This window comes from Microcella sp., from assembly GCF_025808395.1.
GTDB lineage: Bacteria > Actinomycetota > Actinomycetes > Actinomycetales > Microbacteriaceae > Microcella.
This window is the reverse complement of record NZ_CP075524.1, coordinates 1,378,927-1,397,856: the sequence shown is the minus strand read 5'-3', so window position 1 is coordinate 1,397,856 and position 18,930 is coordinate 1,378,927. Positions and strand designations below refer to the sequence as shown.

The window sequence follows — 18,930 nt, the reverse complement described above, 5'->3', positions numbered from 1 at the left end:
ATCGGCGGGGGCGTCGCTGTGATGAGGCTGGTGTCGCCTGCGATCAGATCAGATGCGGTCGTCGACCGGGTCTGACGCGATCGACTCGCGGCGCGTGACCTGCTCGCCGTTGGCGGGGTCGAGCTGCGTGCGCTGCGTCGTGACCGACGAGCGCTTGCGGGCCATCAGCACGCCGCCGATGACGACCATGACCGCTCCGGCCACCATGAGGATGTACCCCACGGTCGTCAGGGCGATCCACTCGACGCTGACCTGCACCGCGAAGGCGAGGATGGCGCCGACGGCGAAAAGGAAAATTCCGAATCCAATGCTCATTGTGGGAGCTCCTTTCGATTCGCTGAGTGACTCTATGGCGAGCGCTGAGTCGATGCACCCCCTTGACAAGCGGGCAGGGCGTACCCCGCTACTCTGAGGGGGCGGGAAGCCCGGATTCTCGGGCCTCTTCGCCGTTTCTGTGAATCAACTGGCTGTCACCCGAGTGCGGGCCGACTGCCCGCTGTTCGGAGAACGCCCGCTGCTCAGCTCGATCGCACCCGGAGGACTCATGGCTCGCACTCTTGACCTGGCCGTCATCGGCGGAGACGGCATCGGCCCTGAGGTGACCGTCGAAGCGCTGCGCGTGCTGCACGCGGCCGTCGCCGGCGACGCAGAGGTGCGCGAGACCGCCTACGACCTCGGGGCCGAGCACTACCTGGCGACGGGCGAGATTCTCGACGACTCGACGCTCGAAGCCCTCTCGAAGCACGACGCGATCCTGTTCGGCGCCGTCGGCGGAGACCCGCGAGACCCGCGCTTGGCCGGCGGCATCATCGAGCGCGGGCTGCTGCTGAGACTGCGTTTCGCCTTCGACCACTACGTCAACCTGCGCCCGACGCTGCTCGCGCCCGGCATCGCCTCGCCGCTCAGCGACCCAGGAGCCGTCGACTTCGTCGTCGTGCGCGAAGGCACCGAAGGGCCATACGTGGGCAACGGTGGTCGCTTTCGACAGGGCACACCGCACGAGGTCGCGACCGAGGTGTCGATCAACACCGCGTACGGCGTCGAGCGACTCGTGCGCTTCGCCTTCGCGCAGGCCGCCGCGCGTCGGCAGAAGCTCACCCTCGTGCACAAGACCAATGTGCTCGTGCACGCCGGGGCCTTGTGGCAGAGCACCGTCGACCGCATCGCGCCCGAGTTCGCATCCGTCACCGTCGACTACCTGCACGTCGACGCGGCGACCATCTTTCTCGTCACCGACCCCGCGCGGTTCGACGTCATCGTCACCGACAACCTGTTCGGCGACATTCTCACCGACCTCGCGGCGGCGATCGGCGGCGGCATCGGGCTCGCCGCGTCGGGCAACCTGAACCCCGACGGAGCGTTTCCGAGCATGGTCGAGCCGGTGCACGGTTCGGCGCCCGACATCGCCGGTCAGCAGAAAGCAGACCCGACGGCGGCGATTCTGTCGGTGGCGATTCTGCTCGAACAGCAGGGGCTGATGGATGCCGCGGCGCGCGTGCGCACCGCGGTGCTCGCCGACCTCGCCGAGCGGGGCACGTCGCCCCGCCGCACCTCTGAGGTCGCCGACGCCATCCTTGCCCGATTGGCCTGAGCCGCGCCCGATCACGCGGAGTACGCTGGAGCAACGTTCCCCCGGCGCCAACAGGCGACCGGCGACCACACGAGGAATCACCATGACCACTCTGCTGCCGATGGCCACCCGCGATCTCGACTGGGCCGTGACCCGCAACGACGCCGCACGCGCAGTCGACGAGCGCGAGGCGATTCTCGCCGACCCCGGGTTCGGCAAGCACTTCACCGACCACATGGTCGACATCTGCTGGAGCGAACGGGGCGGGTGGCACCGGCCGCGCGTGCAGCCCTACGGCCCCATCTCGCTCGACCCAGCAGCATCGGTGCTGCACTACGGTCAAGAGATCTTCGAAGGTCTGAAGGCCTACCGGCACGCCGACGGCACGATTTGGTCGTTTCGGCCCGACGCCAACGCTCGGCGCATGCAGCGCTCGGCGAAGCGGCTCGCTCTGCCCGAACTGCCCGAGCAATACTTCATCGAGTCGTTGCGGCAACTGATCGCCGTCGACGCCGACTGGGTGCCGAGCGCACCCGAGACGAGCCTCTACCTGCGGCCGTTCATGTTCGCGAAAGAAGCGTTCTTGGGGGTTCGCCCGGCGCACAAGGTGGCCTACTACCTCATCGCCTCACCCGCCGGCGCATACTTTCACGGCGGCGTCACCCCGGTGTCGATCTGGCTGTCGACCACCTACGCTCGCGCGGGCAAAGGCGGCACAGGGGCGGCCAAGACGGGTGGCAACTATGCCTCGTCACTCATCGCGCAAGCTGAGGCCGCCGAGCACGGCTGCCAGCAGGTGCTGTTTCTCGATGCAGTCGAAGGCAAGTACCTCGAAGAGCTCGGCGGCATGAACGTGGTGCTCGTCTACAAGAACGGCACCCTCGTCACGCCGCAGAGCGACTCGATTCTCGAAGGCATCACGCGCGACTCGATCTTGCAGCTCGCCGAAGACCGCGGTCACACCGTCGAGCGGCGGCGCGTCAGCATCGACGAGTGGCGCGAGGGCGTCGCCTCGGGCGACATCGTCGAAGCTTTCGCGTGCGGCACCGCCGCGGTTGTCACGCCCATCGCGCTGCTCAAAGCCGCCGACTTCGAGATCGGCAGCGCCGACGCCGTCGCGGGCGAGCTGACGATGTCTCTGCGTGAAGAGCTCACCGATATTCAGTACGGCCGCCGCGACGACCCGCACGGCTGGATGCTGCGCTTGGACGACTGAGCACCGTGCTCGAGCCCGACTTCGCCCTCATGTCGGCGCCGCAGCGGCTCGGCGTGATGGCGCTCGCACTCGGCGGCGGCGCGACACTGGCCTTCGTCGGCACCTTCGCCCACCAGTCGCTGCCCCCGGTCGGGGTCGCGATCGCACTCGCGACCGTCGGCGTGTACATCATCGGGCTGCGAGCGTGGGGCGGCGTGCGCACGCCGGCCGCCGCGGGTTCAGTGGGCGCTGCCGTCGTCATCGGCCCTCTCGCTTCGGTGACGGGAGGGTCGGTGCTGATTCCGGCCAACACCGTCGGCTACGCGTGGCTCATCGGCATCACGGCGATTGTCTTCATCGCCCTCGCCTGGCCGCACGTGCAGCGGTCTCACGAGCACGCTGGCGATACGATGGAGTCAACCCCCGACGCCGCTTCGCCCGCCGATTCGACGTCACGCTGACAAGGTAAGGATCGACCGCTGCCGTGACCTACGTGATCGCTCTTCCCTGCGTCGACCTCAAAGATCGCGCCTGCATCGATGAATGCCCCGTCGACTGCATCTACGAGGGCGACCGCATGCTCTACATTCACCCCGACGAGTGCGTCGACTGCGGTGCGTGCGAGCCGGTCTGCCCCGTCGAGGCGATCTTCTACGAAGACGATCTGCCCGAGAAGTGGTCTGATTACTACACCGCGAATGTCGAATTCTTCAGCGAGATCGGGTCGCCGGGCGGCGCCGCGAAGGTCGGCGTCATCGCCGGCGATCACCCGGTCGTCGCCGCGCTACCGCCGCAAGCTCAGCCGTAATCGCGCCCGGCATGAGTCTCGCATTGCCAGACTTTCCGTGGGACTCGCTCGCGGGCCACGCTCAGCGAGCGCGCGAGCACGCTGACGGCATCGTTGACCTCTCGGTGGGCTCACCCGTCGACGCGACCCCTGAGGTGGTGCGGCAGGCGCTCGTCGCGGCCACCGACGCGCACGCCTACCCGACCACGTCGGGCACCCTCGCCCTGCGCGAGGCGATCGTCGACTGGTACGCGCGGCGACGCGGCGTGACAGGGCTGTCACCGGATGCTGTGCTGCCCACCATCGGATCAAAAGAGCTCGTCGCCCTCATGCCCCTGTTGCTCGGCCTCGGGCCGGGCGACACCGTCGTGCACCCCCGCACCGCCTACCCGACCTACGCCGTCGGGGCGGCGATCGCCCGGGCGACCGCTATCGCCTCGGATCACCCCGACGAGTGGCCAGCCTCGACTCGCCTCGTGTGGCTCAACAGCCCGGGCAACCCGACGGGTGCGGTGCTCGCCGTCGACGCGCTGAGGGCCGCGGTGGCCCGAGCCCGCGAGCTCGGCGCGGTCATCGTCAACGACGAGTGCTATGTCGAGCTCGGCTGGCGTGCTCCGTACGACGTCGAGCCCGTGCCGAGCATCCTCGACCCCCGCGTCATCGGCGGCGACGCGACGGGCGTGATCAGCGTCTACTCGCTCAGCAAGCAATCGAATCTCGCCGGTTATCGGGCGGCGTTTCTCGCCGGAGACGAGGCCATCGTGCGTCGCGTGCTCGACGTGCGCAAGCACGCCGGCCTCATGCCGCCCGCGCCCGTACAAGCGGCCATGATCGCGGCGCTCGGCGACGAACGCCACGTGGCCGAGCAGCGCGAGGTCTATCGTGCGCGTCGCACGGTGCTCGCCGCAGCGCTCGAGTCGGCGGGTGTTCGCATCGACCACTCTGAGGCGGGCCTGTATCTCTGGGCGAGTCGAGACGAGCCGTCACTCGACACGATCTCGAGCCTCGCCGACCTCGGCATTCTCGCGGCACCCGGCACGTTCTACGAGGGTGAGCATTCTCGCCACGTGCGTTTTGCGCTCACCGCGACCGATGAGCGCATCGCCGCCGCCGCCCAGCGCTTAGCGCATTTCTCCAAGCACTGAGGCGTTCTCTTGGCGGCGTCGGCACTGGTGTCGCTTTCGGCATAGGCTGTAACTGGGACACTTTCGAGTCGCCACCACCTCAGGCTTGTCTTCGAAACCCCGCCCCCACAACGACCAACCACGCGAGGAGGCGCAGTGAGCGACGGCGAGCACAAGGCCACTCTGCACTACCCCGGCGGCACCGCCGAGTTTCCGATTCTGAACAGCGTCGAGGGCGCGTCGAGCATCGACGTTTCGAGCCTCACGCGTCAGACCGGGCTCACGGCTCTCGACTATGGCTACGTCAACACAGCCTCGACGAAGAGTGCGATCACCTACATCGATGGCGACAACGGCGTGCTGCGATACCGCGGCTACCCGATCGAGCAGATCGCGGCGCACTCGACCTTTCTCGAAGTGGCGTGGCTGCTGATCTACGGTGAGTTGCCGAGCGCGAGCGAGCTCGAAGCCTTCGACTCGCGCGTGCGCCGACACACCCTGCTGCACGAAGATCTCAAGCGCTTCTTCGACTCGCTCTCGCACCAGGCTCACCCGATGTCGGTGCTGTCGAGCGGCGTCAGCGCGCTCTCGACCTACTACGGCGACTCGCTCGACCCGCACGACCCCGAGCAGGTCGAGATCTCGACCATCCGACTGCTCGCGAAGCTGCCCGTCATCGCCGCCTACGCGCACAAGAAGTCGATCGGGCAGGCCTTTCTCTACCCAGACAACTCGCTCGGCTTCGTCGAGAACTTCTTGCGCCTCAACTTCGGCATTCAGGCCGAGCCATACGAGGTCAACCCCGTGCTCACGCGCGCGCTCGACCGGCTGCTGATTCTGCACGAAGACCACGAGCAGAACGCCTCGACCTCGACGGTGCGGCTCGTCGGCTCGACCGGCGCGAACATGTTCGCCTCGATCTCGGCCGGCATCAACGCGCTGTCTGGCCCCCTGCACGGCGGAGCCAATGAGGCGGTGCTGGCGATGCTCGCCCGCATTCGCGATTCGGGTGAGAGCGTCGAGCGCTTCGTCGAGCGCGTCAAGAACAAAGAAGACGGCATCAAGCTCATGGGATTCGGTCACCGCGTCTACAAGAGCTACGACCCGCGTGCCAAGCTCGTCAAAGAGAGCGTGGATGCTGTGCTCACCGACCTCGGAGCCACCGACCCGCTGCTGCAGATCGCGCGCGAGCTCGAGGCCATCGCTCTCGCCGACGACTACTTCGTCGAGCGCAAGCTCTACCCGAACGTCGACTTCTACACGGGCGTCATCTACAAGGCCATGGGTTTTCCGACCCGCATGTTCACCGTGCTGTTCGCCATCGGGCGGCTGCCCGGCTGGATCGCCCACTGGCGTGAGATGAACACTGATCCGCAGACGAAGATCGGTCGGCCGCAGCAGCTCTACACCGGCTCGCCCGCGCGCGAGTGGCCTGAGCGCTGAACTAACTCGGACTTTGTCCGCTCAACCCGGTGACCTCCGGGACGAGCGGCGTGTCGCACGGGTTCGTCGGCGTGTCGGCAGGTTCTCCGGGTGGTTGCGACACAGAGACATCGCGGGATGCTCGTGGCGAGCATCCCGAGCCGCCGCAACCTACGCGTGCAGCGCCTGGTTGAGCTGCACGCCCGCGCCCGTGCGGGGCAGCACCTCGACGGCTCCCGTGAGCGAGCTGCGGCGAAACAGCAGCCCTGGCACTCCCGACAGCTCGACGGCCTTGACGATGCGCGGCTGCCCGTCGGCGCCGACGGTGCCGTCGCGCAGCACGACCTTCTGCCCGGCGGTCACGTAGAGCCCCGCCTCGACCACAGAGTCGTCGCCGATCGAGATGCCGATGCCGCTGTTGGCGCCGAGCAGCGCGCGCTCGCCGATCGCCACCCGCTGCGTGCCGCCGCCCGAGAGCGTGCCCATGATCGAGGCTCCGCCGCCGATGTCGCTGCCGTCGCCGACGACGACGCCCTGGCTGATGCGGCCTTCGACCATCGAGGCGCCGAGGGTTCCGGCGTTGAAGTTGATGAAGCCTTCGTGCATGACGGTGGTGCCGGGCGAGACGTAGGCGCCGAGGCGCACCCGCGAGGCGTCGGCGATGCGCACGCGCGGCGGCGTGACGTAGTCGAGCAGTCGCGGAAACTTGTCGACCCCGAGCGCCGAGATGCCCGCCTGCTGCAGCGCGGGCCGGCGCGCGTCGAAGTCGTCGGGGTGCACGGGCCCCGCCGTCGTCCACGTGACGATGGGCAGGTGGCCGAAGATGCCGTCGAGGTTGATCGTGTTGGGGCGCACGAGTCGGTGCGAGAGCAGATGCAGGCGCAGGTAGGCGTCGGGGGTCGACTGCGGCGCAGCATCCAGCTCGATCGAGACGGTGCGGGCCTCGCGTCGCACGCCGCGTCGCGCGTCGTCGCCCTGCAGGTGCTCGATCTCGGCGGGAACGATGTAGGGGTCGCGTCCCTTCGGCAGCGTGCCGAGCTCGGGCGACGGAAACCAGGTGTCGAGCACCTCGCCGTCTGAGTCGCGCACGGTGACGAGGCCGTAGCCCCAGGCGTGCGTGGCGGCGGCGTCGGTGTCGGGGGTCGGCATGCGTCTAGGCTACCGGCGCCGCACTACCCTTGAGGCGTGAGCGCACCCGACCTTCCCCTGACCGATGGTGTGGTGGCGCTCACGGCAGCGATGGTCGACATCGCGAGCGTCAGTGGCGATGAACGGATGCTCGCCGACACGATCGAGCGCACCCTCACGGCGCACGCCCCGCACCTCGAGGTGCTGCGCGACGGCGACGCGATCGTGGCCCGCACGCATCTCGGCCGCGCCCAACGGGTCATCATCGCCGGGCACATCGACACCGTGCCCATCAACGACAACCTGCCGAGCCGGCTCGAGGGCGACGCGCTCACGGGCACCCTGCACGGCCGCGGCACCGTCGACATGAAGGGCGGCTGCGCGATCATGCTCGCGCTCGCCGTCGAGCTCACCGCGCCGCTGCACGACGTCACGTGGGTCTGGTACGACCACGAAGAGGTCGAGGCGAGCCTCAACGGCCTGGGCCGGCTCGCTCGCACGCGCCCCGAGCTGCTTGAGGCCGACTTCGCCATCTTGGGTGAACCGTCGAACGCGGGCATCGAGGGCGGGTGCAATGGCACGATCAGGGTCGAGCTGCGCGCCGCCGGCCGTCGAGCGCATTCGGCCCGCGCCTGGATGGGCGTCAACGCCATCCACGGCCTCGCCCCCGCGCTCGAGCTGCTCGCGGGCTTCGAGCCCGCGACGATCGAGGTCGACGGGCTCGCCTACCGAGAGGGCCTCAACGCCGTCGGAGTGCGCGGGGGAGTCGCGGGCAATGTCATCCCCGACGAGGCCGTGCTCACCGTCAACTATCGCTTCGCTCCAGACAAGACCGTCGCCGAGGCCGAGCAGCGGCTGCGCGAACTGTTCGGCGGCGTCGCGCCCGAGCTGACGGTGACGGTCACCGACGCCTCCGGCGGGGCGCGCCCCGGTCTGGATGCTGCGCTCGCGCAGCACTTCGTGGCAGCCGTCGGCGCCACCCCGGCCCCGAAGTACGGCTGGACAGATGTTGCCCGCTTCGCCGAGCTCGGCATCCCGGCCGTCAACTACGGCCCAGGCGACCCCTCGCTCGCCCACACCGATGACGAGCGCGTGCCGGTCGAGCAGATTCTCGCCTGTGAGCGCGGGCTGCGGGCGTGGCTGAGCGGGTCGTGAGCCCGGCGCCGGTCAGACTGCGAGCCGAGGTTCTCGACCTGCTGCGCCGCACCCCGTGGTGGCTCGCCGTGCTCGGCATCTGGGCGGCGTCGCGCGCGGTGACGACGGGCATCATGCTCTCGTTCGCCGCTCGGCAGCAGGCCAGTGCCTGGACGCAGGCGAGCCCCGGCTACCTCGACTTCTCGCGTCTGTGGGACGGCCATTGGTACTACATCATCGCCGCAGTCGGGTATCCGGGCGAGATTCCCCGAGACGACGACGGCCGCGCGGGCGAGAACGCGTGGGCGTTCATGCCCGTCTACCCGGGGCTCGTGCGCATCGGCATGGCACTGACGGGCGACTTCTCGGCCCAGGGCTTCGCCCTCGTCGCCGTGACCATCTCGATCATCGCGAGCGCTGCCGCGGCGCTGCTGTTCTTCGTGCTCATGCGGCGCTGGCTGAGCCACGGCACTGCACTGCTCGCCACGACCCTGTTCTGCACGATGCCGCTCTCGCCCATTCTGCAAGTGGCCTACGCCGAAGCGCTGCACCTCGCGCTGCTGCTCGGCGCGCTCATCCTGGTGCTCGACCGGCACTGGCGCACCCTCGCGGTCGTCGTCACCGTCATGGCGCTCTCTCGCCCGAGCGGCCTCGCCTTCGCCCTGCTGCTCGCCCTCGTCTTTCTGTGGCGGTGGATGCGCCGAGACCGCGAACCCTTCAGCATTCGAGAGCGGCTGCACCTGGGCCTCTCCACCGTCATCGCCGGCTTCGCGGGCCTCGCGTGGCCCGGCATCGTCGCCCTCAGCACGGGCGACCTGCTGGGGTACACCGACACCGAGCTCGCGTGGCGCAGGCCGTACATCGGCGACGTGCACCTCGTGCCGTTCACCCCCTGGTGGCAGGGCGCCCAGTGGTGGCTCGGCGAAGTGCGCGGCCCGATCATCCTGATCATCGTGCTCTTGCTCGTGGCCGCCGCTTTCGCGTTGCCCGCGATGCGAGCCATGCCGATCGAGCTGCGGCTGTGGATCATCGCCTACGGGCTGTATCTGCTGGCGGTGTTCTTTCCGCAGTCGAGCACGTTTCGGCTGCTCGTGCCGATCGTTCCCGTGCTCGGCGCCGTCGCTGCGGGCATCGTCTCCGTCGGGCGAGGGCCGCTCGGTCGAGTCGCGCTCGCCGCGCTCGCCATCGGGCTCGGCATCGCCGGGCAGGTCGGATGGGTGCACATCGCCTGGTGGGTCGACGCCTACGACTGGACTCCGCCGTGATCGTGGGTGAACAGTCGTCGCTCGATTTAGCTGTACGACTTCTATGCGGGATAATGGACGAGAGCTTTCATCGAAAGGGGAGATCACATGGCGGCCATGAAGCCCAGGACCGGCGACGGACCCATGGAGGCCGTCAAGGAGGGTCGCCTGATCATCGTCCGCGTGCCCCTCGAAGGCGGCGGACGCCTCGTCGTGTCAGTCAATGACGCCGAGGCCAAAGAACTGCACGACGCTCTCGCTGCCGCGATCGCCTAGAGCGCTATCCGCGCCGCGTCACGAGCTGCAGCAGACCGTCGCCGACGGGCGACAGCGACACGTGCACGGCTGGCGATGAGGCCAGCTCGGCAATGAGGTCGCGCAACTGCGTCGTCACCGTCTCGCGACGAGCCGGGTCGGCCACAGAGTCGCGCCACAGCGCGTGCGCCAACACGACGACACCCCCCGGACGCACGAGGCGCAGCGCGTGCTCGACATACTCGAGCACCGCATCGGCGTCTGCGTCGATGAGCACGAGATCGTAACTGGCCTCGTTCATGCGCGGCAGCACATCAGCGGCACGACCGGTGATGAGCCGCACGCGCGCGGCCGCATGCCCGGCGTCGGTGAAGAACTGCCGGGCGACGTCGTGATGGTCGGCCTCGAGGTCGATCGACGTGAGGTGAGCATCCGGCGCCCCGGTCAGCAGCCACAGCCCTGAGACGCCGATGCCGGTGCCGATCTCGATCATCGTCGATGCGTCGAGGGCGGCGGCGAGCACAGCGAGTTGAGCCCCCGTCGCGGGGCTGACCGGGTCGATGCCGAGCTCGAGCGACTGCGTGCGCGCGGCTGCGATCACCTCAGGTTCGAGGGTCGACTGCTCGACGTACTTCCACGACAGGTCTTTGCTGGCCACGGTGCTCCTCACTGCATGCGACAGCCTAGGGCGAACACCCCGGCAGACCGGGCTATTCTCAAGGGGTGTCCTGGGGTCTGACGTTCGAGAAGCTGCTGCTCATCGGGCTGATCGCTGTGATTCTCATCGGCCCCGACCGGTTGCCGGGGTATGCCGCCCAATTCGGTCGACTCATCAGGTCGTTGCGCGACATGGCCAACGGTGCCAAAGAGCGCATGCGCGAAGAGATGGGCCCCGACTACGACGACGTCGACTGGAAGAAGCTCGACCCCCGCCAGTACGACCCGCGTCGCATCATTCGCGAAGCGCTCATCGACGAGCCGCCGCCCGCCGCGGCAGAGCCCAAGCCGCCTCGCGAGTCGGCGTACGCCCAGCGGCAGCGCCTGCTACGCGAGGGCAGGCCGGCGCCGTTCGACGCCGAGGCTACGTAGGGGGGGCTCAGCGCTCGCCGTGAGTGTTCAGCGCGTGCTGGTCTGCGCTCGGACTCACTACCTCGCGCGTCAGCGCTCGCCGACGGTGCGATACCCCTTCACGACGCGCTCGGCTTCGGCCTGCAGCAACTCGATCACCCTTCGCACGCTCGGGCGCACCGCCCGGTCGGCACGCATGAGCGCAGAGATCTGGCGTTCGGCGGGCAGACCGCTGATGGGGCGGGTGACGATGCCGTTGCCGTGACTGCGGGTGGTGAAGCGCGGCAGAATCGCGATGCCGACGCCCGCCGCCACGAGGCGCTCGACCGTCAGGTTGTCCATGATGCGCTGCACGATGCGCGCTTCGCGGCCCACGGCGGCGCCGAGCCGTTCGAGCACGCGGTCATACGGGTAGCCGACGGGAGCGCCGATCCAGTTCTCGTCGACGAGGTCGACACCGCGCACGACAGTCTTCTCGACGAGGGGGTGCCCGACCGGCAGGGCGACGTCGAACGGCTCGGTCATGAGGGGCACGCAGCGCAGTCCGCGTTCGTTCCAGTGCGCCGGAATGCCTTGCGAGTCGGCGATGACGACGTCGTAGTCGGCCGTGAGCTCGGCGAAGTCGGGCAACGGCAGGTCGTGGTCGGTGAGCACGACCTCGAGGCCCGGCTCGTCGTCGAGAGCCTGAATGACGCCCGGCAGCAGCATCTGCCCTGCAGTCGGAAAGGCGCTGACCGACACCGAGCCGCGGGGGCTCTGCTTGAACTCGTGCCAGAGCGCTTCGGCCGACTCGATCGCCAACGAGATCTGTCGTGCGGTCTCAGCCAGCGCGAGCCCGGCGCCGGTGAGCACGAGGCCCCGGCCGTTGCGCTCGGTGAGCGGCACACCCGCCTCGGCTTCGAGCACCTTGAGCTGCTGCGAGACCGCCGACGGAGTGCGATGCGTCGCCCGCGCGACGGCCGTGATGCTGCCGCGATCGGCGAGCTCGCGCAAGAGCTCGAGGCGGCGCACATCCATGCCTCAATTGTAAAGCACAGCTTCAAGGATGGTGCAGAAAGTATCGATTGTGCTACAGCGTGAGGCGCGGTGAAATGGACTCAGCCGTTTCAGTCAAGGAGACCCCCATGCTCGTAGTACTCGTCACTCTCGCCCTCATCGCCGCCATCGCGATCGTCTCGACCATCGTCGTCGCCACGCGCGACGGCTACCGTCGCACCCCGGCCACCCAGCGCTGAGCACGCGGCGCAGACACGTGCCATGCGCCCCGCCGCGCCGACCTGTGCCGTGTGCCTCGCCGCGCCGACCCGCGCCGTGCGACCCGCCGCGCCGACCCGCGCGGTGCGCCGGGCCGTGCCGACCTATCGCGGGCTGAGCCCGAGCTTGCGCCCCGCGAGGCCCCTGCCTCGCCGCGCGAGCTCGTCTGCCAGCCGAGCAATCGCGTCGCCGGCCGCGTCGCCCGGCCGCAGCACGATCGGCTCGCCGGCGTCGCCGCCCTCACGCAGCGCAACACTCAGTGGAATCTTCGCCAACAGCGGCACTCCGAGGCGCTCGGCCGTGTCAGCACCGCCACCCGAGCCGAACAGCTCGAGCACGCTGCCATCTGACTGCACGAGCCCCGACATGTTCTCGACGACGCCGATCACGTTCTGACCGGTCTGCCGCGCCACGAGCGCCGAGCGTTCGGCCACATCTGCCGCCGCCGTCTGCGGAGTCGTCACCACGATCACGTCTGCGTGCGGCAAAAGTTGCCCGATCGAGATCGCCACGTCTCCCGTGCCGGGAGGCAGGTCGAGCAGCAGCACGTCGAGATCTCCGAAGTGCACGTCGGTGAGAAACTGCTGCACGGTGCGGTGCAGCATGGGCCCGCGCCACGAGACCGCAGTGCGAGCATCCACAAACATGCCGATCGAGATCACGGCCACGCCGTGCGCACGGGGCGGCATGATCAGTTCGCCCACCGGGGTCGGCTTCGCGTCGGCGATGCCGAGCAGCCCAGGAATCGAGAACCCGAAGACATCAGCATCGACGAGACCGACACTCAGCCCGCGCGCCGCGAGCGCAACGGCGAGGTTGGCGGTGATCGTCGACTTGCCGACCCCGCCCTTGCCGCTCGTCACGGCGATCACTCGCGTGAGGCTGTCGGCCGTGAACGGGTGCCCAGACGGGCGATCGCCCCGCAAGCGGGCCGTGAGGGCGTCGCGCGTGGCGGCATCCATCACCCCGACCGAGACCGACACCTCGCTGACGCCGTCGACCGACGACGCCGCGGTGCGCACGTCACGCTCGATCGAGACCGCGGCAGGGCACCCCGCCACCGTCAGCCGCAGGTCGACCGTCACCTGGCCGCCCTGCACGCTGACGCCCGGAACCATGTCGAGCTCGGTGATCGGCTTGCGAATCTCGGGGTCGATGACACTGCCGAGGGCACGGCGCACGGCCGCTTCGAGTGCCTCGTCGTCAGCCATCTGCCGCATCGTCGCGCCGGTCGAGCTCGTCGAGCATCGCGCGCAACTCGCTGCGCAAGAACTCTTTCGTGGCGACGTCTTTCATCGCGAGCCGCAGGGCGACGATCTCTCGCGCCAGGTACTCGGTATCGGCAAGGTTGCGTTCGGCGCGCTGCCGGTCTTGCTCCATCTGCACGCGGTCGCGGTCATCTTGACGGTTCTGCGCGAGCAAAATCATCGGTGCGGCATACGACGCCTGCAGCGACAGGATGAGCGTCAGCAGCGTGAAGTTGAGCGCCCGCGGGTCGAACTGCGCTTCGGGCGGCGCGATCGAGTTGTAGGTGAGCCAGATGGTCACGAACAGCGTCATGCCGACGAGAAACCACGGGGTTCCCATCGCGCGGGCGAACGACTCAGAGAAGCGCCCCATGCGGTCGCGATCGCCCGGAATGCGCGGCACGAGCGGTGTTCGCAGCCCCTTCGGCGAATCGAGGCGCACGGTCGCGCGACGCACGCCCGGCAGAGCCGCGTCACGCCACGCCATGGTCGGCCTTCTGCACGGCGACCGAAGCACGGCGGCGAAGCGGGGGCAGCACGTGGGCGTCGGCGTCGGCACTGCGCCAGTCGTCTGGCAGCAGATAGTCGAGCACATCGTCGATCGTGACGAGGCCGATGAGCCGATGCAGCTCGTCGACGACGGGCAGCGACACGAGGTCGTAGCTGGCGAGCCGACGCGACACTTCGGCGGCCGACGTCTCGGGGGTCACCGGCTCGAGCGCGTTGTCGAGAATCGTGCCGAGGCGCTCGTGCGGCGGGTAGCGCAGCATGCGCTGGAAGTGCACCATGCCCAAGTAGCGCCCCGTCGGCGACTCGTAGGGCGGCAGCGTCACGCAAATGGCGGCACCGATGGCAGGGGCGAGCTCGTGCCGCCGAATCAGGGCGAGCCCTTCGGCCACGGTCGAATCTGCCGACACGATGATGGGTTCAGTGGTCATGAGACCACCGGCGGTGTCTGAGTCGTACGACAGCAGAAAACGAACGTCTTCGGCCTCTTCGGGCTCCATGAGGTCGAGCAGGGCCTCACCGCGATTCACCGGAAGCTGCGAGATCAGGTCGGCTGCATCGTCGGGCTCCATCTGGTCGAGCACGTCGGCAGCCCGCTCGTCGTCGAGCTGTGAGAGCAACAGCACCTGGTCGCTCTCCGGCATCTCTTCGAGGGCGTCGGCGAGCCTGTCGTCAGACAGCTCTTCGGCCACCTCCATGCGGCGCGTTTCGGGTAGCTCGAGCAGCGAGGCCGCAAGGTCTGCGGGCAGCAGGTCGTTGTACGCGGCGACGAGCTGCTCGGCGCTCTGCGGCTGCGAACCGCTCGAGTCTTCGACCACATCGGCCCACCGCGCGAACACAGTTTGCCCTTTCGTGAACGGGGCGGGCACCGCGCGCGGCTTGCGCACGAACAGCTGATCGACCGTCCACTCGCCGGGGCCCGATTCGGTGATCGCGACGTCTTCGATGACGGCGGGGGCTCCGGATGCTCCGCGCAAGTGCACCCGACGCCCCACGAGTTCGGCGAGCACTCGCACCTCGCCGCCGCGTTGCTCGAAGCGACGCAGGTTGATGAGCCCCGTGGTGATGACTTGCCCGCTCGCCATACTGGTGACTCGACCGATCGACAGGAACACGCGGCGGCGCCCCGGCACTTCGACGATGAGGCCGACGACTCGCGGCGACTCGGTGGCTCGGTACACCACGAGCACGTCGCGAACTCGTCCCACGCGGTCGCCCGCAGGGTCGAAAACGGCGCACCCGGCAAGGCGCGCGACGAAGACTCGTGGGGTTGTCACGGCTCAACCATATCTGCGGGCTGACAGAATGGCCGGGTGAGCAATCAGGGTCTCTTCGCACGGCGTGGCAACGCGCCGCTGACGGTTCCGCGCGGCGACGTGCTGGGTGAATACGCCACCTATCCCGAGGCGCAGCAGGTCGTCGATCGGCTCGCGAAGGCAGACTTCGCCGTGAAGGGCCTGGTGATCGTCGGCAGCGACTTGACCACCGTCGAACGGGTGACCGGGCGGCTCAGCTATGCGCGCGCGGCGCTCACCGGTGCGGGCAGTGGTGCCTGGTTGGGGCTGTTCTTCGGGCTGCTGCTCTTTCTCTTCTCGCCGGTGCCCGAGTTCTCGCTGATTCTCGCGGCGACCCTCATCGGCGCCGGTTTCGGCATGACGTTCGGCATTGCGTCGTATGCGATCAACCGTCGTCGTCGTGACTTCTCGTCGACGCATCAGGTGCTCGCGGGCAGCTATCGCATCATCATCGACCCGAGCCAGACGGCGAAGGCGCGTCAGGCGCTCGCTGGTGGGGCGGTCTGGCCGCACGCAGATGCGGCGACGCCGTCCGGCAGTGCCGCGTCTTCCGACGGTGCCGCGTCTTCCGACGGTGCCGCGTCTTCCGACGGTGCCACGTCTTCCGACGGTGCCACGTCTTCCGGCGGTGCCACGCCTTCCGACGGTGCCACGCCTTCCGACAGTGTTGCCTCTTCGCACGACCCCTCCTCGTCAGGCGACGAGTCTTCGGCCACCACCCCGGTGCGCGGCGACGAGGCGGGTGAGGCGCAGAACGCTTCGGGGCGATCATGACGGCGTTTGACTCTGGGTCGCCGACGACGGGCCCGATTCACGTGGACCTTGCGCGCATGCTCGCTGACAGCGACGTTCGTCACGCGGAGCAGTGGCTCGCCGATCGCGCCCCTCACGAGATCGCTGACGAGATCACGCGACTCAAGCCCGTGCCCGCGGCCCTCGCGTGGAGGCTGCTGCCGAAGGGCCGCGCCCTCGACGTGTTCGAAGAGCTCGACAGCACGCAGCAGCAGGCGATTCTGGAGGGTTTGCGCGACCACGCCTTTGCCGAACTGCTCGAAGAGATGGACCCTGACGACCGCGCACGCCTGCTCGGTGAGGCGCCAGCAGGCTTTGTGCGCAGGGTGCTCGCCGGCTTGAGCACGGGGGAGCGCGCCATGACGGCGCAGCTTCTGGGCTACCCGGCCGACTCGGTCGGGCGGTACATGAGCCCTGAAGTGGTGGTCGTTTCTGTCGACGCAACAGTGGGCCAGGCCTTGGCGCGCATCCGGGAGCGCGCGGCCGATTCTGAGACGATCGACATCGTCGCCCTCGTCGACGGGTCTCGGCAGTATCGCGGAACAGTCGATCTGAAGCACATCGTTCTCGCGGCCGAGGGCGACCCCATCGTCTCTCTCGCGCGTGACGACTACCCGACGATTCGTGTTACTGACGAGGCCGAGGCGGCAGCGCGACTCATTCAGGAGACGAACCTGCTCGCGCTCGTCGTCGTCGACAGCGAAGAGCGCGTCGTCGGCGTGCTCACGATCGACGACGCACTCGAAGTGATCGAGCAGGCCGACTCTGAAGACATCGCTCGTCAGGCCGCCGTGCTGCCTTCGGGCGGTCACTACTTCTCGTCGAGCGTGTGGCGGCTCGCTCGACTTCGTGTGGTGTGGCTGCTGGTGCTGATCTTCGCGGCAGCGCTCACCGTGTCGGTGCTGCAGTTCTTCGAGAGCTCGCTCGAGCAGGTGACTGCTCTCGCGCTGTTCATTCCGCTGCTGGTGGGCACGGGCGGCAACGTCGGAGCCCAGGCGGCGACGGCGGCGGTGCGGGCGATCGCGCTCGGAGAGGTGCGCACCGGAGACCTCATGCGTGTCGCGTGGCGCGAGGCTCGGGTGGGTCTGCTGCTCGGTATCACCCTCGGCATCATCGCCCTCGGGGTCGGCTCACTCGTCGTCGGGCCCCCCGTGGCGATCACGGTGGGACTCTCGGTGATCGCCGTCTGCATCTGGGCTGCCACGGTCGGAGGGTTGATGCCGATTCTGGCGCGAGCCCTGAAGATCGACCCTGCGGTGATCTCGGCACCACTCGTGACCACGCTCGTCGATGCAACGGGGCTCGTCATCTACTTCCTCATCGCAGGAGCAGTGCTCGGCCTCTGAGCACCGTGGCACGCCTCGGCGCGAGCACTGCTAGCTTGCGAGCGCGCGCTGCCACTCTCGACTTCGGCTGGGCAAGCTGCGAGGTCGTTGTTCTGGGTCGACGATCGTCGGCGGCACGAGGTCGAATCCTGGCTGCACGACGCCTGACTGCACAACACCTGACTGCGGCGTGGCCTTGACGACGCGCCACCCTTGATCGTGCAGCAGCAGGTGGTGATGTCGACAGAGCAGCACTCCGACATCGACATCGGTTCGCCCTTCGTCACGCAACCATTCGTCAATGTGATGTGCCTCACACCATGAGGGTGGGCGTTCGCACCCCGGCCAACGGCACCCGCCGTCGCGAGCGGCGAGGGCGACTCGCTGGCGAGCGGTGAACAGTCGCTGCGACCGACCGACATCGAGCGGCTGGCCGGTGGACGAGAGCAGTATCGGCGTCTGGGTGCCGCCGCAGAGCAGACGCTGGACGGTCGGGAGAGCGACTGCCGTGCCGTCGGGCGCTCCGACCGCGGCTTCGAACGAGCCAGAGCCTTCGCCCGTGAGCAGATCGCGCGCCGTCACGAGCACTCGAACACTCGGCGCACCGGTGCCGAGCATCATGCTCGAGTCGGCGTCGGCTCCGGCGATGAGCAGGTGCAGGAGGGCGTCAGAGGCGTACTGCTCGGGGGTGCGCTCATCGTCGGCGATACGTGCGGCCTTGTCGGCCTCGGAGGGGTCAGAAAACTCGACGGCTCGCCGCTTGGGCGAGGTGGCGCGGTCGACGAGGTCACGCACATGCGCCGCTGACTCGGGGTCGAGCAACCAGCTCGCCCTGGTCATGCCGTCGGGCAGCGTGGTGAGGCGGAACGATCGCGCTTCGCGCTGGGCACGCTCGCGATCGGCGATCGCTTCAGCGTCAAGCGACTCGCGCAGGCTGCGCGCGAAACGGTGCAGCCGATCGACGTCGAGCTGCTGCGCCACCTCGACCAGTTGCTCGCAGGCTGCCGTCAGCGCGGTTGCCGGCACTCGCTCGTTTGGCTCACCGAGCCCGGAACGCATCGCCTCGAGTGCGGCGACACTCACGTCGCCCGTGCGCACGGCGGCGATCGCGGGCGCCAGAAAGGAGGGAGCGTCGAGTCGCGAGCCAGCGACATCATCGCCTGTCGAATCAGCAGAGGCCTCACCGCTGAGCAACAGGCGACCCGCGTTGACAGCCGTCGCGACATCGCGCCGCGACTCACCTGTGGTCACGCGCACGAGCTCTTCGACCGTGCGATGCCCGAGTCGCTGCGCCAGCCCGTCGTGCGCGAGTTCTGGTCGTGAACGGCGCGCCAACTCGCCAGCAACGAGGGAGGTGCGCGCGTCGAGCAGCCGACGGGCGGCGGCGCCGAGATCAGTCAGGGCCAGCAGATCGCCATCACCCAACGCCCGCAGCGCGGCGCCATCGAGCGGCGCGCGTTCGAGCTCGGCCACGACTGCGGCGAGGTGCTCGAGGGGGCTGGGTGAGGGCATGACTCGATGGTGTCATCGAACGTATGTTCGATCAAGATTCATGAGAAAATCTTGGGATAAGTGGTTGGAGA

Annotated in this window: 20 protein-coding genes; 12 read left to right on the top strand and 8 right to left on the bottom strand. The window is 68.5% G+C overall.

Annotation, left to right across the window (positions count from 1 at the left end):
* Positions 1-48: 48 nt before the first annotated feature.
* Positions 49-315, bottom strand: a complete 267-nt coding sequence (locus KIT89_RS06865; RefSeq protein ID WP_297599577.1) for a DUF6458 family protein — start codon at positions 313-315, stop codon at positions 49-51.
* 229 nt (positions 316-544) lie between these two features.
* Here KIT89_RS06865 and KIT89_RS06860 point away from each other — a divergent pair, with 229 nt between their 5' ends.
* The 6 genes from KIT89_RS06860 (at position 545) to KIT89_RS06835 (ending at position 6,119) form a co-directional block, all read left to right on the top strand.
* Positions 545-1,591, top strand: a complete 1,047-nt coding sequence (locus KIT89_RS06860) for a 3-isopropylmalate dehydrogenase (protein ID WP_297599575.1) — start codon at positions 545-547, stop codon at positions 1,589-1,591.
* Between the two features lie 82 nt (positions 1,592-1,673).
* Positions 1,674-2,786, top strand: coding sequence for a branched-chain amino acid aminotransferase (locus KIT89_RS06855; protein WP_297599573.1), 1,113 nt, complete (start codon positions 1,674-1,676; stop codon positions 2,784-2,786).
* 5 nt (positions 2,787-2,791) lie between these two features.
* Positions 2,792-3,226 carry a hypothetical protein gene (locus KIT89_RS06850; protein WP_297599571.1) on the top strand — a complete coding sequence of 145 codons (435 nt, stop codon included), beginning with the start codon at positions 2,792-2,794 and terminating at the stop codon, positions 3,224-3,226.
* A 23-nt stretch (positions 3,227-3,249) separates the two neighbouring features.
* Positions 3,250-3,573, top strand: a complete 324-nt coding sequence (gene fdxA, locus KIT89_RS06845; RefSeq protein WP_297599570.1) for a ferredoxin — start codon at positions 3,250-3,252, stop codon at positions 3,571-3,573.
* Between the two features lie 11 nt (positions 3,574-3,584).
* On the top strand, positions 3,585-4,697 hold the full coding sequence (gene dapC, locus KIT89_RS06840; protein WP_297599569.1) for a succinyldiaminopimelate transaminase: 1,113 nt from the start codon (positions 3,585-3,587) through the stop codon (positions 4,695-4,697).
* A gap of 135 nt (positions 4,698-4,832) precedes the next feature.
* Positions 4,833-6,119: a citrate synthase gene (locus tag KIT89_RS06835; protein WP_297599568.1), complete on the top strand. Its 1,287-nt coding sequence runs from the start codon at positions 4,833-4,835 to the stop codon at positions 6,117-6,119.
* Positions 6,120-6,269: 150 nt separating this feature from the next.
* On the opposite strand, the gene dapD is transcribed toward KIT89_RS06835, so the two are convergent.
* Positions 6,270-7,247 (bottom strand): 2,3,4,5-tetrahydropyridine-2,6-dicarboxylate N-succinyltransferase, encoded by a 978-nt coding sequence (gene dapD / locus KIT89_RS06830; protein WP_297599567.1) that lies wholly within the window; start codon positions 7,245-7,247, stop codon positions 6,270-6,272.
* A gap of 90 nt (positions 7,248-7,337) precedes the next feature.
* Between dapD and dapE the strand changes: the two genes are divergently transcribed.
* The 3 genes from dapE to KIT89_RS06815 all read left to right on the top strand — a co-directional run bounded on the left by dapE (position 7,338) and on the right by KIT89_RS06815 (position 9,880).
* Positions 7,338-8,381, top strand: a complete 1,044-nt coding sequence (gene dapE, locus KIT89_RS06825; protein WP_297603928.1) for a succinyl-diaminopimelate desuccinylase — start codon at positions 7,338-7,340, stop codon at positions 8,379-8,381.
* Entirely contained in the window at positions 8,363-9,625 is a 1,263-nt protein-coding gene (locus tag KIT89_RS06820) for a hypothetical protein (RefSeq protein WP_297599565.1), read from the top strand. Before dapE ends, KIT89_RS06820 begins: the two co-directional genes overlap by 19 nt.
* Positions 9,626-9,712: 87 nt before the next feature.
* The gene (locus KIT89_RS06815; protein WP_297599563.1) at positions 9,713-9,880 is read left to right on the top strand and encodes a DUF3117 domain-containing protein; all 168 of its coding nucleotides are present in this window, start codon (positions 9,713-9,715) and stop codon (positions 9,878-9,880) included.
* A 4-nt stretch (positions 9,881-9,884) separates the two neighbouring features.
* On the opposite strand, the gene KIT89_RS06810 is transcribed toward KIT89_RS06815, so the two are convergent.
* Positions 9,885-10,517 carry an O-methyltransferase gene (locus tag KIT89_RS06810; RefSeq protein ID WP_297599561.1) on the bottom strand — a complete coding sequence of 211 codons (633 nt, stop codon included), beginning with the start codon at positions 10,515-10,517 and terminating at the stop codon, positions 9,885-9,887.
* Between the two features lie 65 nt (positions 10,518-10,582).
* Here KIT89_RS06810 and KIT89_RS06805 point away from each other — a divergent pair, with 65 nt between their 5' ends.
* Positions 10,583-10,948, top strand: a complete 366-nt coding sequence (locus KIT89_RS06805) for a twin-arginine translocase TatA/TatE family subunit (RefSeq protein WP_297599559.1) — start codon at positions 10,583-10,585, stop codon at positions 10,946-10,948.
* 69 nt (positions 10,949-11,017) lie between these two features.
* Here the strand turns inward: KIT89_RS06805 and KIT89_RS06800 are convergent, their stop codons facing one another.
* The 4 genes from KIT89_RS06800 to KIT89_RS06785 all read right to left on the bottom strand — a co-directional run bounded on the left by KIT89_RS06800 (position 11,018) and on the right by KIT89_RS06785 (position 15,212).
* The gene (locus KIT89_RS06800; protein ID WP_297599557.1) at positions 11,018-11,944 is read right to left on the bottom strand and encodes a LysR family transcriptional regulator; all 927 of its coding nucleotides are present in this window, start codon (positions 11,942-11,944) and stop codon (positions 11,018-11,020) included.
* A 341-nt stretch (positions 11,945-12,285) separates the two neighbouring features.
* Complete coding sequence (locus KIT89_RS06795) at positions 12,286-13,392, bottom strand: Mrp/NBP35 family ATP-binding protein (protein WP_297599555.1); 1,107 nt, start codon at positions 13,390-13,392, stop codon at positions 12,286-12,288.
* Complete coding sequence (locus KIT89_RS06790) at positions 13,385-13,915, bottom strand: DUF1003 domain-containing protein (protein WP_297599553.1); 531 nt, start codon at positions 13,913-13,915, stop codon at positions 13,385-13,387. The genes KIT89_RS06795 and KIT89_RS06790 overlap by 8 nt, the downstream gene beginning before the upstream one ends.
* Positions 13,902-15,212 (bottom strand): CBS domain-containing protein, encoded by a 1,311-nt coding sequence (locus tag KIT89_RS06785; protein WP_297599551.1) that lies wholly within the window; start codon positions 15,210-15,212, stop codon positions 13,902-13,904. Before KIT89_RS06785 ends, KIT89_RS06790 begins: the two co-directional genes overlap by 14 nt.
* A 36-nt stretch (positions 15,213-15,248) precedes the next feature.
* Between KIT89_RS06785 and KIT89_RS06780 the strand changes: the two genes are divergently transcribed.
* Together KIT89_RS06780 and mgtE are read left to right on the top strand one after the other, a co-directional pair.
* Positions 15,249-16,004, top strand: coding sequence for a general stress protein (locus KIT89_RS06780; protein WP_297603861.1), 756 nt, complete (start codon positions 15,249-15,251; stop codon positions 16,002-16,004).
* A 56-nt stretch (positions 16,005-16,060) separates the two neighbouring features.
* Positions 16,061-17,368, top strand: a complete 1,308-nt coding sequence (gene mgtE, locus KIT89_RS06775) for a magnesium transporter (protein ID WP_297603860.1) — start codon at positions 16,061-16,063, stop codon at positions 17,366-17,368.
* A gap of 30 nt (positions 17,369-17,398) precedes the next feature.
* On the opposite strand, the gene KIT89_RS06770 is transcribed toward mgtE, so the two are convergent.
* Positions 17,399-18,859 carry an HNH endonuclease signature motif containing protein gene (locus tag KIT89_RS06770; RefSeq protein WP_297603859.1) on the bottom strand — a complete coding sequence of 487 codons (1,461 nt, stop codon included), beginning with the start codon at positions 18,857-18,859 and terminating at the stop codon, positions 17,399-17,401.
* Positions 18,860-18,930 lie beyond the last annotated feature (71 nt).

Bases quoted from the DNA above. Each gene is read 5' to 3' on its own strand.
- KIT89_RS06865 (WP_297599577.1), bottom strand. From the start codon at position 315: ATGAGCATTGGATTCGGAATTTTCCTTTTCGCCGTCGGCGCCATCCTC.
- KIT89_RS06860 (WP_297599575.1), top strand. From the start codon at position 545: ATGGCTCGCACTCTTGACCTGGCCGTCATCGGCGGAGACGGCATCGGC.
- KIT89_RS06855 (WP_297599573.1), top strand. From the start codon at position 1,674: ATGACCACTCTGCTGCCGATGGCCACCCGCGATCTCGACTGGGCCGTG.
- dapC (WP_297599569.1), top strand. From the start codon at position 3,585: ATGAGTCTCGCATTGCCAGACTTTCCGTGGGACTCGCTCGCGGGCCAC.
- dapD (WP_297599567.1), bottom strand. From the start codon at position 7,247: ATGCCGACCCCCGACACCGACGCCGCCGCCACGCACGCCTGGGGCTAC.
- dapE (WP_297603928.1), top strand. From the start codon at position 7,338: ATGGTCGACATCGCGAGCGTCAGTGGCGATGAACGGATGCTCGCCGAC.
- KIT89_RS06815 (WP_297599563.1), top strand. From the start codon at position 9,713: ATGGCGGCCATGAAGCCCAGGACCGGCGACGGACCCATGGAGGCCGTC.
- KIT89_RS06800 (WP_297599557.1), bottom strand. From the start codon at position 11,944: ATGGATGTGCGCCGCCTCGAGCTCTTGCGCGAGCTCGCCGATCGCGGC.
- KIT89_RS06795 (WP_297599555.1), bottom strand. From the start codon at position 13,392: ATGGCTGACGACGAGGCACTCGAAGCGGCCGTGCGCCGTGCCCTCGGC.
- KIT89_RS06790 (WP_297599553.1), bottom strand. From the start codon at position 13,915: ATGGCGTGGCGTGACGCGGCTCTGCCGGGCGTGCGTCGCGCGACCGTG.
- mgtE (WP_297603860.1), top strand. From the start codon at position 16,061: ATGCTCGCTGACAGCGACGTTCGTCACGCGGAGCAGTGGCTCGCCGAT.
- KIT89_RS06770 (WP_297603859.1), bottom strand. From the start codon at position 18,859: ATGCCCTCACCCAGCCCCCTCGAGCACCTCGCCGCAGTCGTGGCCGAG.